Raw genomic sequence first — 11,262 nt, 5'->3', positions numbered from 1 at the left:
CCCATCAGGCCTTGGCAGGACAAACTCCCAAGGCCTTCGCCGCTACCAAGACCACCGCGATCCAATCAGCGAATTATTGAACATCGACAATTGCGAGCGAAGCGAAGCAATCCAGAAATTCTTCCGCGGAAACGGTCTGGATTGCTTCGTCGCAAGAGCTCCTCGCAATGAGGAAGGCGAGACGTGAGTCCTAAACCCTGACTGGCCCCAGCGTCTTGAAATGGCCGCGCTTCTGGAGCCAGGCCAGCAGTACCAGGCTCGGGATCGCCACCAGCACGCAGATCACGAAGAACAGCGCCCAGCCGGTCGTATCAGCCACGAAGCCGGCACCCGAGGAGAGATACGTTCGCCCCACCGCCGCGAGCGCGGTGAGCAGCGCGTATTGCGTCGCCGTGTGCAACGGGTTCTTGCACAGGGCGGAGAGATAGGCGACGAAGATCACGGTGCCGATGGCGCTGGTGAAGTTCTCAGCCGTGATGGCGAAGGCGAGCGCCCATTGGCTGGTGCCGACGAACGCCAGCCAGGAGAACGAAAGGTTGGCGAGTGCCTGCACCACGCCGCCGATCCACAGGCTGGTCGCGAGCGAATAACGCCGCGCGACAAAACCGCCGGCAAAGCCGCCGAGCAACGTCGCGGCGAGCCCGACACCCTTCACGATCGCCGCATAATCGTTGCGGGAAAAGCCGAGGTCGATCACGAACGGCGCGGTCATCGTGCCGGAGAACGCGTCGGTGAACTTGAAGAGAACGACGAAGGCGAGCGCGGCGAGCGCGTCTTTCCGCGACAGGAATTCCGAGAACGCCCCGATTGCGGCGCGCAGCACGCGCGCGAACGCGGTCTCGGCCTTTGTCGCAGCTTCCGCCCGCACCGATTGCTCGGGCTCGGTTGCGAGGAGCGCCGTGATGGTCCCGATCAGCACCATCGCCGCCATCACCACATAGCCCCACATCCAGGCCGATTGCCGGCTAATGCCGGTGCCCTCGAAGCCGGAGACGATGAACAGCGCGCCCGCGGTCGAGACCAGCATGCCGATGCGATAGGCCGCGACATAAGCGGCCATGCCGGCCGCCTGCTCGCTCTCGGGCAAGCTCTCGACGCGGAAGGCATCGACCACGATGTCCTGGGTCGAGGACATGGTTGCGACCAGCAGCGCGCCGAGCGCGACGTAGAACGGCGAGCGCGCGGGATCGGTGAGCGCCAGCAGCAGGATGGCGATGATCAGCAGCATCTGCGAGAACAAGAGCCAGCCACGCCGCCGCCCGAAGGCGCGGGTGAACAGCGGCACATGCATCGCATCCACCAATGGCGCCCACAAGAATTTCAGCGTGTAGGGCGTGCCGACCAGCGCAAACAGCCCGATGGTCTTGAGATCGACTCCGGCCTCGCGCATCCACACCAGCAGCGTCGAGCCCGACAGCGCCAGCGGCAGGCCGGATGAGAAGCCGAGGAACAGCACGATCAGCACCCGCGGTTGCAGGTACACGGCAAGGCTGTCACGCCAGGAGGCGGCAGCGCCGGCGGAGGAGGTCGCGTCGGGTGCGGTCATGCGCAGGTGTTAGCAGATTCTGGCCGAAAAGACTCTGGCGGAGCTCGGTGGGCGGAAGCTCTCTCCATCCCTCGCTGTCATCGTCCGCGAAGGCGGACGATCCAGTAATCACCAGCGCCTCGGCTCAACCACGATCGCCGCGGCGTACTGGAGGCCCCGCCTGCGCGGGGCATGACCGTGTACCTTAATCTCACTCCCCTGCCTGCAGCTTCCTCGGGAACAACTCACCCGCGCCCGTCGCGACCAGCCGCGGGGCATCGGCCGCATCGCTCTTGCTGAAATCGAGTTCCTCGATACGTCCGGCGCGCTTCTCGATCTTGTCGGCGGAGATCAGAACCTGGCGGACGTCCTCGTTGACGTCGGAGAAATGCTTTTGCAGCTTCAGCACCCGGTCGCGCAGACGGCCCAGATCGTCGCCGAGCTTGATAACCTCCGTGCGGATCTGGTCGGCGGCGTCGCGCATGCGCGCGTCCTTCATGATCTGCTGCATCACCTGGATCGCGAGCATCAAAAGCGACGGCGACACCAGCACCACGCGAGCGCGGTACGCTTTCTGGATCACGTCGTCAAAGCCGTCATGGATCTCGGCATAGACCGATTCCGACGGCACGAACATCAGCGCCATCTCCTGGGTCTCGCCGGCAACGAGGTATTTTTCGGCGATGTCGCTGACGTGCTTCATCACGTCGCCGCGTAACCGCTGCGTGGCAATCCGCCGCTCTTCGTCCGTACGGGCATCGTGCAGGGCCGTCACCGCCTCCAGCGGAAATTTTGCATCGATGCAGAGCGGGCGCTGGTCGGGCAGGAACACGACGCAATCGGGCCGCTTGCCGGTCGAGAGCGTGAACTGGAACTCGTAGGACCCTTTTGGAAGACCGTCCTGGACAATCGCCTCCATCCGCGCCTGGCCAAAGGCGCCGCGCGACTGCTTGTTAGCGAGCACGTCGCGCAGGGTCGTCACCTGGGTGGTGAGGTCGGAGAGGTTCTTGTGCGCGCTGTCGATGATACCGAGCCGCTCATGCAGCGCGCGCAGGCTCTCCATGGTGTTGCGGGTGGAGTGTTCCATGGACTGGCCGACGCGATGCGTCACCGAATCCAGCCGCTCGTTGACCGCCCGTGCCATCTCGGCCTGGCGGCCGGCCAGCGCCTGGGTCATGGCGTCGACCCGGCCCGAAGCCTCGCTCTGGGCCCGCAGCACCTCGCTCAGGCGCTCCTCGAGCTCGTCGGCACGGATGGCATTGGCCATCGCGAGTTCCGCGCCGCGCCGCCCGGAGCGCGCGATCACCCCGGCAATCACCACCAGCAGGATGAGGACGAGGGCGCCGAAGCCGATCAGCGCGTCGATGGTGCGCACCGGCCAGTCGCCGAGCACGAAGATGATCTCGTTCATGCCGACCCTTCTAGCCGATTCGCCGGGCTCCACGAACGAATAGCGAACGTTTATGGCCAAAGTCCCGTTGATTCTTATGGTTAACGAAATCTGAAGTTTTATGGTTAGCGAAGGGTTAACGGAGTTCCGCGCCGGATTGACCGCACCCGACACGCGGCTTAAATCGCGGCCATGGCCCTACGAGAAATCATCATCCTGCCCGACAAGCAGCTGCGTCTGGTCTCCAAGCCGATCGAGAAGGTCACGCCGGAGATCCGCAAGCTTGCCGACGACATGTTCGAGACCATGTACGACGCGCCTGGCATTGGCCTCGCCGCGATCCAGGTCGCGCAGCCGCTGCGGCTGATCACCATGGACCTCGCCAAGCGGGACGAGGACGGCGAGACCAGGCACGAGCCGCGCGTCTTCATCAATCCGGAGATTCTCTCCTCCTCAGAGGAACTTTCAGTGTACGAGGAAGGCTGCCTCTCGATCCCCGAATATTACGAGGAGGTCGAGCGCCCGGCGAAGGTGCGCGTGCGCTTCACCGATCTCGACGGCAAGCTGCACGAGGAGGATGCCGAAGGCCTCTATGCCACCTGCATCCAGCACGAGATCGATCATCTCAACGGCGTCTTGTTCGTCGACTACCTGTCGAAGCTCAAGCGCGACCGCGTGATGAAGAAGTTCGAGAAGGCCGCCAAGCGGGCGGGGTAGAGTTTAGTGTTGCCTCACGCTCAGTCTGCTCCCTCGCCTTGGGGGGAGGGCAGGGGAGGGGGCAGCCCAGCAAAAGGCGCTCCTGATTTGCGGAGCGCGAGCAACAAAGCGCCCGCGCTCACGCCGCTAGAGCGGTCGTGTGGCACCCCCTCCCTAGCCCTCCCCAAGGGGGAGGGAACGCAGCGAGTCTGTTGATGCCCCTCCGCCTGATCTTCATGGGCACGCCCGATTTCTCCGTGCCGACGCTGCTCGAGCTGGTCGCGCATGGCCACGAGATCGCCGCCGTCTACACCCGCGCGCCGAAGCCGGGCGGACGGCGCGGCCTGCAATTGCAGCCCACTCCGGTTGAAGAAGCGGCGCGAAAACTCGGCGTCCACGTGCTGACGCCGAAGACGTTGAAGACGCCGGAAGCACTCGACGAGTTTCGCGCCTTCGATGCCGATGCCGCCGTCGTCGTCGCCTATGGCATGATCCTGCCGCAGGTGATCCTCGATGCGCCGAAGCTCGGCTGCTACAATCTGCACGCTTCGCTCTTGCCGCGCTGGCGCGGCGCCGCGCCGATCAACCGCGCCATCATGGCAGGCGATGCCGAAAGCGGCGTGATGGTGATGAAGATGGATGTCGGCCTGGATACCGGCGACGTCGCCATGGCCGAGCGCATCGCGATCACCGACAGCATGACCGCGGCCGATCTGCACGATCGCCTGTCCCGGTTAGGTGCCGATTTGATGGTGCGCGCGATGGCGGCGCTCGCACGCGGCGGGCTCCAGCTCAAAAAGCAGAGCGAGGACGGTGTCACCTATGCCGCCAAGATCGACAAGGCCGAGGCGCGGATCGACTGGACGAAACCCGCACGCGCGGTGCTGCGCCACATCCATGGCCTGTCGCCGTTTCCCGGCGCCTGGACCGAGCTTGTGGACGTCAGCGAAAATGCGCGCGTCAAGATCCTGCGATGTGAATTGGCGAACGGCTCAGGTGCGCCGGGCGAGGTGCTCGACGACCACCTCACCATCGCCTGCGGCGAGGGTGCCGTCCGCATCCTCGAGCTGCAGCGCGAAGGCAAGGCCAGGATGCGGGCCGCGGACTTTCTGCGCGGCGTGCCTGTGAGGGCGGGCGCGAAATTCAGCTGACACTGTCATACCCCGCGAAGGCGGGGTATCCAGTACGCCGAGGCTTCTCGGTTGATCTGATCGGCTGCGGAGTACTGGATTGCCCGCCTTCGCGGGCAATGACGGTGAAACTGGACACGATGCCCCGTTACAAGCTCACCATCGAATATGACGGCGCGCCGTTCTTCGGCTGGCAAGTGCAGGAGACGCTGCCCTCGGTGCAGGGCGCGCTAGAGGCCGCGGTGAAGGCGATGACCGGCGCGGACGCGCGGGTGCATGGCGCTGGCCGCACCGATGCCGGCGTGCACGCGCTTGGCCAGGTCGCGCATGTCGACATCGGCAAGCAATTTGCGCCGGATCGTTTTCGCGACGGGCTCAACGCGCATTTGCGCCCCCATCCGGTCGCGGTGCTCGAGGCCGAGATCGTCCCCGAGACCTTCGAGGCGCGCTTCTCGGCCATCAAGCGCCACTACCGCTACCGCATCATCAACACCCGCGCCAATCTCGCCATCGACGTCGGTCGCGCCTGGCGCGTGCCGCGCCGGCTCGACAGTAACGCGATGCATGCAGCAGCCCAGCGTCTGCTCGGCAAGCACGACTTCACGACGTTCCGCGATACCGAGTGCCAGGCCAAGTCGCCGGAGAAGACGCTCGATCAGCTCGACGTGATACGCGACGGCCGCGAGATCACCATTGTCACCTCTGCGCGCTCGTTCCTGCACAGCCAGGTGCGCTCGATGGTGGGATCGCTGGTCTGGGTCGGCGAGGGACGCTGGACGGCCGATGATCTGTCGGCCGCACTCGCCGCCCGCAGCCGCGCCGCCTGCGGCATCGTCGCCCCGCCGCAGGGGCTGTATCTGGTGAAGGTGGATTATTGAGATGCGCGGAGGGCGCAGGGTGCGCTCTCGCTACATCAGCGCTGTCATGCCCCGGCTTGCCGCCTTCGCAAAAGCTTCGGTGGCCGAGCACCCTTGTGGCCCCGGCGTAGCCTTGGCGGCGCCGGGACCGGGGCATCTCGTACGCCGCGGCCTCCCGGTTCAATACTGCTGTCTCTGGAATACTGGATCGCCCGATCAAGTCGGGCGATGACAGCTCTGTTTGTGGAGGCAACAGTGCCTCAAGCAAAATACCTTGCCAAAATCCCCCGATACACCCGCGTCAGCTTCTCTAGATCCGCCACGGGCACCCGCTCGTCGATCTGGTGCATGGTCTGGCCGACCAGGCCGAACTCGATCACCGGGCAGTAGCTGGAGATGAAGCGCGCGTCCGACGTGCCGCCCGAGGTCGACAGCTCCGGCTTGCGGCCCGTCACCTCTTCGATCGCGGACACTGCAAGATCGGTGAACGGGCCGGGCTTGGTCACGAACACGTTGGAGTTCGAGTGATCCCAGACGATGCGGGCGCGGATGCGGTTGCCGCAGGCTTTGGCGAGGCGCGCCTCGACCAATTCGCGCAGGCTGGCTTGCGTGTGGTTGTCGTTGTAGCGGATGTTGAATTTCGCGCGGGCCTCGCCGGGGATGACGTTGCTGGCCTTGTTGCCGACGTCCACCGAGGTGAATTCGAGATTGGAGGCCTGGAACTGGGCGCTGCCATGGTCGAGCGGCTCGTCGGAGATCGCCACGATCAGCCGCGCAATATCAGGCACGGGGTTGGAGGCGCGATGTGGATAGGCGACATGGCCCTGCACGCCGTCGACATGAAGCGTGCCGGATTGCGAACCGCGGCGGCCGACCTTGATGGTGTCGCCGAGCGTCTCGACGTTGGAGGGCTCGCCCAGCACGCAATGGTCGAACTTTTCGCCGCGCTCGGCGGCCCATTTCAGCAGCTTGACCGTGCCGTTGATCGAAACGTCTTCCTCGTCGCCGGTGATCAGGAAAGAGATCGAGCCCTTGCCGTCCTTGCGCGGCTTGCCCTCATTGGCGGCGAGATGCTCCAGCACCGCCGCCACCGAGCAGGCGATGCCGCCCTTCATGTCGACCGCGCCGCGGCCGTGCAGGACGCCATCCCGGACCTCGCCCGAGAACGCGCCGACGCTCCAGGCGCTCTCGTCACCGGGCGGCACCACGTCGGTGTGGCCGGCAAAGGTGATGTGCGGGCCCTCGCTGCCGATCCGCGCATAGAGATTGTCGATGTCGGCGGTGCCGGGTTCGCTGAACGTCACGCGATGACAGGTGAAGCCTGCTGCGGTCAGGGCTTTTTCAAGCACCCCAAGCGCACCGGCATCGGCCGGGGTTACCGAGGGGCAGCGGATGAGATCGCGGGCGATGGAGAGAGCATCGGTCATGCGCGTCGGATCAATCCCGCAGCAGCTCGTTGATGCTCGTCTTCGACCGCGTGCGCTCGTCGACGCGCTTGACAATGACGGCGCAGGCGGTGCTCGGACCGGGCTGGCCGTTCTTCAGGGGCTTGCCGGGCAGCGCGCCCGGCACCACCACGGAATATTCGGGCACTTCGCCCATGAAGATTTCGCCGGTCTCGCGGTCGACGATCTTGGTGGAGGCGCCCAGGAACACGCCCATCGCCAGCACCGCGCCCTTGCGCACGATCACGCCTTCGGCGACCTCGCTGCGCGCGCCGATGAAACAGTCGTCCTCGATGATCACGGGCTCGGCCTGGAGCGGCTCGAGCACGCCGCCGATGCCGGCGCCGCCGGAGATGTGCACGCGCTTGCCGATCTGGGCGCAGGAGCCGACGGTGGCCCAAGTGTCGACCATGGTGCTCTCATCGACATAAGCGCCGAGGTTGACGAAGGACGGCATCAGCACGACGTTCTTGGCGATAAAGGCCGAGCGGCGCACGATGGAGCCGGGGACGGCACGGAAACCGGCATCGCGAAAGCGGTTCTCGCCCCAGCCTTCGAACTTCGAGGGCACCTTGTCCCACCAGGTCGCCTTGCCCGATCCGCCGGGAATGACGTCCATGTCGTTCAGGCGGAAGGAGAGCAGCACGGCCTTCTTCAGCCATTGGTTGACCTTCCACTTGCCGTCGCTGCCGCGCTCGGCAACGCGCGCCTCGCCCTTGTCCAGGATTTCCAGCGCCTGGTCCACGGCCTCGCGCACCTCGCCCTTACTCGTGGTCGAGATGGTCTCGCGCGCGTCGAAGGCGCTGTTGATGGTGGATTCGAGGGCTGCAAGGGACATCGGGATTTCCTCAAGGAAACGGGAATTTTGATGGATTGGGGCGCTTTTTCGGGATTTGGAAAGGTCAAGTCAAGCGCACATTCGTCGCTATCGGGCTTGCCCCGGGTATCTCCACCGTCATTCCGGGGCGATGCGAAGCATCGAACCCGGAATCTCGAGATTCCGGGTTCGCCCTTCGGGCGCCCCGGAATGACGATGCATGGTTGAGCGATAAGGCCTACCGTGACAGCTTGGCCAAGAACCCCGCCAAATCATCCGCGACGTGATCGACATGAGCGGCGTCGCGGCCCTCCAGCTCCCAGTCCTCGCGCACCACCTCTTTCGCGCCGTCGGGCACCACGAGCACCGTGGTCATGCCGAGCTGGTGCGGGACGGCGAGGTTGCGGGCGAGATCCTCGAACATAGCGGCGCGGGTCGGATCGACGGCGTGCTGACTGAGGAATTTGCGGTAGGTCTGCGGCGCCGGCTTGGGCTCGAACTCGGCGGCGATGATGTCGAACACGCCGTCGAAATGCGAGGCGAAGCCGAGCCGCGCCAGCACCGCATCGACATGGTCGACCGAGCCGTTGGTCAGGATCAGCTTGCGGCCCGGCAGTCCAGCGATGGCTGCACCGAGCGCCGGGTTCGGCTCCAGCGGCGAGTGGTCGATCTTGTGGACGTAGGCAAGGTAGTCGTCGGCGGAGACGCCGTGCAGGGTCATCATGCCGCGCATGGTGGTGCCGAAGCGCAGGTAATAATCCTTCTGAATCTTGCGCGCTTCCTCCGGGGTCACGTTCAACCAGCTCGACACGAACTCACCGATCCGCGCATCGACCTGCTGCCACAGATTGACGTGATGCGGATAGAGCGTGTTGTCGAGATCGAACACCCAGGTGTCGATGTGGGCGAAGGTGCGGGGGGATTTCATCAAGGATTCTCTATCTGTTGCGCGCGCAGCCGCCCGGCCCTCAATTGTCGTGCTGGCGAAAGTCAGGACCCCTACTCCGCGGCGCATCGATCGGGGCATTCTGGTTGTCGTTCTTCCAAACGCAATCCTTGGTTAATCGGTCCTGGCTTTTGCCAGGACGACACCGGTCTATGTAGCGTCATCACGCCATTTCCTCACGGCGTCGCAAACCGCAGCGTCTTGCCGCCGCTCGACACATCCACCGCCCCAAACCCCGTTGCCGCAAATCCGCGCGCGCCGCAATCGGTCTGCTCGCTCGTCTCGAATTTGGTCTCGCGCGTGCAGAGCTGCTTGTCGCCGCCCCAGTTCAGCGGCCGGTCCTTCAGCTTGATGACGCGGTTGTCGGCATCGACCGCTTCCGCGAAGCTGAAGATCTGCCTGGGCTGGCCGGTCACATCAGGATGCAGGCATGTCTTTGGATCGATGCGATACCAGCCGCGGCTCGTCACCGACTTGCCGTCGTCGGTCGCGACCGCCGCCATCACCTTGTGCGGCGTGTCGTTGCACCAGGTGAGGCCGGTCGCCGACGGCGTCTGCACCGCATCGACCATGCTCTTGAAGACATTCGGCGACGACACGACGTCGGAGGACAGCCCCCGGCCCTTCAAAAAGGCAGCCAGCGCGGCCTGCGTCTTCGGCCCATCGACGCCGTCGATCGCGCCGACGTCGTAGCCCGCGATCACCAGCAGCCGCTGGATGCCGGCGAGGCGCGCCTGCTCGTCGTCATATTCGGAATCCTCGGCGAGATAGGCAATGAGGTTGCCGTCCGCGCCTTGCGTCGGTGTCACCTGCGTGAACGCGGCCTGGGTCTGGCCGCTGCGGCACTGCCGCGCCGCCGCGATGACGAAATTGTCCTGCGCCACGCACAGCATGTCGCGGCCGTTCTGCGGAATCGGCGAGGCGCCATAGACACCGAGCGCGCGCGCATTGAGCAGGATGCGGTCGGCGGTCAGCATGCCCTGCACCACCACGCGGCAGGTGGCGGGATCGATCCTGAACCAGCCCCGCGTCGCGGTCGCCGCCTTGTCGTCGATGCCGATCGCGGCCTCGACGACATAGGACATGCGGTTGCAGATCTTGAGGTCCGCAAAGGCCGGCGCGGAGGAGAAGAAGAACGAGGCGGCTGCAGCAGGCAGCGTCATCAGGAAGCGGGCGAGGGGCGAGCGGCGGTGCTGCGATCCAGTCATTCCGGGGCGACGCGAAGCATCGAACCCGGAATCTCGAGATTCCGGATTCGCCCTTCGGGCGCTCCGGAATGACCGAGCAATGCGAGAGCCGTGGATGGCCGGGCCTTCGCCTCGCCGAAGCGGCTTCGGCCGCGCAGGCGGGACAAGCCCGGGCATGACGCCCTCTTTCCTTGCCCGTTCCCGCATCACTTGTGGATCAGCGTTCCCGTGCCTTGGTTGGTGAAGAGCTCGAGCAGCACCGCATGCTGCATCTTGCCGTCGATGATGACGACGCCCTGCACGCCCTGTTCGAGCGCGTAGATGCAGGTCTCGACCTTCGGGATCATGCCGCCGGAAATGGTGCCGTCGGCGATCAGCTTTCGTGCGTCCTTGACGGACAATTGCGGTATCAGCTTCTTGGACTTGTCGAGCACGCCAGGCACGTCGGTGAGTAGCAAGAGGCGCTTGGCCTTGAGCGCGCCGGCCACGGCACCCGCAAACGTGTCGGCGTTGATATTCAGCGTCTGGCCGTCCTGAGAGGTCGCGAGCGGCGCCAGCACCGGGATCAGCTCGTAGCCGATCAGCTGGTTGAGCAGGGTGAGATCGACCTTCTCGGGATCGCCGACGAAGCCGAGATCGATCGCCTTCTCGATGTTCGAGTCCGGATCGATGATGGTCCGCGTCGTCTTCGACGCTTTCACCATGTTGCCGTCTTTGCCCGACAGACCCACGGCCTTGCCGCCAGCTTCGTTGATGTATCCGACGATCTGCTTGTTGACGGAGCCGGCAAGCACCATCTCGACGATCTCGATGGTCGCGGCATCGGTGATGCGCAGGCCGGCGGCGAATTCCGAGACAATGCCGAGGCGCTTGAGCATGGTCGCGATCTGCGGCCCGCCGCCATGTACCACCACCGGGTTGATCGCGGTCTGCTCCAGCAGCACGATGTCGCGCGCAAAGTTCTTGGCGGTCTCCTCGTCGCCCATGGCATGGCCGCCATATTTGATGACGATGGTTTCCTCGTCATACTGCTGCATGTGCGGCAACGCTTCGGACAGGATGCGGGCCTGGTCGAGCGGGGAGATGTCGGTCATGAGGCGGATCTCGCTGGCGGGACTAACGCGGGCTGCGTTCTATCCGATTGGCGGGCGTGGCGCAAAGTGCTCTTACCCTCCCCTGGAGGGCAGGGCTATCGCATGTGGCCGAGGAGCTCAAAAAGAAAGGCATCGTTCCACCCGGCGCGCTTGAGCTTGAGGCGCAAGGAGATGG

11 protein-coding genes are annotated in these 11,262 nt (G+C 64.9%); 4 read left to right on the top strand and 7 right to left on the bottom strand.

Annotation, left to right across the window (positions count from 1 at the left end; all coding sequences use genetic code 11):
* On the top strand, nucleotides 1–187 hold a 187-nt coding region (locus IVA91_RS24335; RefSeq protein ID WP_247459379.1), incomplete at its 5' end, for a hypothetical protein.
* 3 nt (nucleotides 188–190) lie between these two features.
* On the opposite strand, the gene IVA91_RS24330 is transcribed toward IVA91_RS24335, so the two are convergent.
* Both IVA91_RS24330 and rmuC read right to left on the bottom strand, forming a co-directional pair.
* Nucleotides 191–1,546 carry an MFS transporter gene (locus IVA91_RS24330; RefSeq protein WP_247276426.1) on the bottom strand — a complete coding sequence of 452 codons (1,356 nt, stop codon included), beginning with the start codon at nucleotides 1,544–1,546 and terminating at the stop codon, nucleotides 191–193.
* 190 nt (nucleotides 1,547–1,736) lie between these two features.
* Nucleotides 1,737–2,936 carry a DNA recombination protein RmuC gene (gene rmuC / locus IVA91_RS24325; protein WP_247276427.1) on the bottom strand — a complete coding sequence of 400 codons (1,200 nt, stop codon included), beginning with the start codon at nucleotides 2,934–2,936 and terminating at the stop codon, nucleotides 1,737–1,739.
* 171 nt (nucleotides 2,937–3,107) lie between these two features.
* Between rmuC and def the strand changes: the two genes are divergently transcribed.
* The 3 genes from def (at nucleotide 3,108) to truA (ending at nucleotide 5,619) form a co-directional block, all read left to right on the top strand.
* A complete protein-coding gene (gene def / locus IVA91_RS24320; RefSeq protein ID WP_247276428.1) occupies nucleotides 3,108–3,632 on the top strand; it encodes a peptide deformylase in 525 nt (174 codons plus the stop codon).
* 194 nt (nucleotides 3,633–3,826) lie between these two features.
* Nucleotides 3,827–4,762 (top strand): methionyl-tRNA formyltransferase, encoded by a 936-nt coding sequence (gene fmt, locus IVA91_RS24315; protein WP_247276429.1) that lies wholly within the window; start codon nucleotides 3,827–3,829, stop codon nucleotides 4,760–4,762.
* Nucleotides 4,763–4,881: 119 nt separating this feature from the next.
* Nucleotides 4,882–5,619 carry a tRNA pseudouridine(38-40) synthase TruA gene (truA, locus tag IVA91_RS24310; RefSeq protein WP_247276448.1) on the top strand — a complete coding sequence of 246 codons (738 nt, stop codon included), beginning with the start codon at nucleotides 4,882–4,884 and terminating at the stop codon, nucleotides 5,617–5,619.
* A 239-nt stretch (nucleotides 5,620–5,858) separates the two neighbouring features.
* Here the strand turns inward: truA and dapE are convergent, their stop codons facing one another.
* The 5 genes from dapE to argB all read right to left on the bottom strand — a co-directional run bounded on the left by dapE (nucleotide 5,859) and on the right by argB (nucleotide 11,087).
* Nucleotides 5,859–7,025 (bottom strand): succinyl-diaminopimelate desuccinylase, encoded by a 1,167-nt coding sequence (gene dapE, locus IVA91_RS24305; RefSeq protein ID WP_247276430.1) that lies wholly within the window; start codon nucleotides 7,023–7,025, stop codon nucleotides 5,859–5,861.
* Between the two features lie 10 nt (nucleotides 7,026–7,035).
* Complete coding sequence (gene dapD / locus IVA91_RS24300; protein WP_247276431.1) at nucleotides 7,036–7,881, bottom strand: 2,3,4,5-tetrahydropyridine-2,6-dicarboxylate N-succinyltransferase; 846 nt, start codon at nucleotides 7,879–7,881, stop codon at nucleotides 7,036–7,038.
* Nucleotides 7,882–8,098: 217 nt separating this feature from the next.
* On the bottom strand, nucleotides 8,099–8,788 hold the full coding sequence (locus IVA91_RS24295) for a pyrimidine 5'-nucleotidase (protein WP_247276432.1): 690 nt from the start codon (nucleotides 8,786–8,788) through the stop codon (nucleotides 8,099–8,101).
* 194 nt (nucleotides 8,789–8,982) lie between these two features.
* Entirely contained in the window at nucleotides 8,983–9,969 is a 987-nt protein-coding gene (locus IVA91_RS24290; RefSeq protein WP_247276449.1) for a DUF1036 domain-containing protein, read from the bottom strand.
* A gap of 230 nt (nucleotides 9,970–10,199) precedes the next feature.
* Nucleotides 10,200–11,087, bottom strand: coding sequence for an acetylglutamate kinase (gene argB / locus IVA91_RS24285; protein ID WP_247276433.1), 888 nt, complete (start codon nucleotides 11,085–11,087; stop codon nucleotides 10,200–10,202).
* Between the last annotated feature and the right edge of the window lie 175 nt (nucleotides 11,088–11,262).

The sequence above is a fragment of the Bradyrhizobium sp. 153 genome, assembly GCF_023073835.1.
Taxonomy (GTDB): domain Bacteria; phylum Pseudomonadota; class Alphaproteobacteria; order Rhizobiales; family Xanthobacteraceae; genus Bradyrhizobium.
Note: the sequence above shows the minus strand (reverse complement) of the source record. Positions and strands in the feature narration are given on the sequence as shown.

Excerpts from the sequence above, each read along its gene's own strand:
- IVA91_RS24330 (WP_247276426.1), bottom strand. The coding sequence starts at position 1,546 with ATGACCGCACCCGACGCGACCTCCTCCGCCGGCGCTGCCGCCTCCTGG.
- rmuC (WP_247276427.1), bottom strand. The coding sequence starts at position 2,936 with ATGAACGAGATCATCTTCGTGCTCGGCGACTGGCCGGTGCGCACCATC.
- def (WP_247276428.1), top strand. The coding sequence starts at position 3,108 with ATGGCCCTACGAGAAATCATCATCCTGCCCGACAAGCAGCTGCGTCTG.
- fmt (WP_247276429.1), top strand. The coding sequence starts at position 3,827 with ATGCCCCTCCGCCTGATCTTCATGGGCACGCCCGATTTCTCCGTGCCG.
- truA (WP_247276448.1), top strand. The coding sequence starts at position 4,882 with ATGCCCCGTTACAAGCTCACCATCGAATATGACGGCGCGCCGTTCTTC.
- dapE (WP_247276430.1), bottom strand. The coding sequence starts at position 7,025 with ATGACCGATGCTCTCTCCATCGCCCGCGATCTCATCCGCTGCCCCTCG.
- dapD (WP_247276431.1), bottom strand. The coding sequence starts at position 7,881 with ATGTCCCTTGCAGCCCTCGAATCCACCATCAACAGCGCCTTCGACGCG.
- IVA91_RS24295 (WP_247276432.1), bottom strand. The coding sequence starts at position 8,788 with ATGAAATCCCCCCGCACCTTCGCCCACATCGACACCTGGGTGTTCGAT.
- IVA91_RS24290 (WP_247276449.1), bottom strand. The coding sequence starts at position 9,969 with ATGACGCTGCCTGCTGCAGCCGCCTCGTTCTTCTTCTCCTCCGCGCCG.
- argB (WP_247276433.1), bottom strand. The coding sequence starts at position 11,087 with ATGACCGACATCTCCCCGCTCGACCAGGCCCGCATCCTGTCCGAAGCG.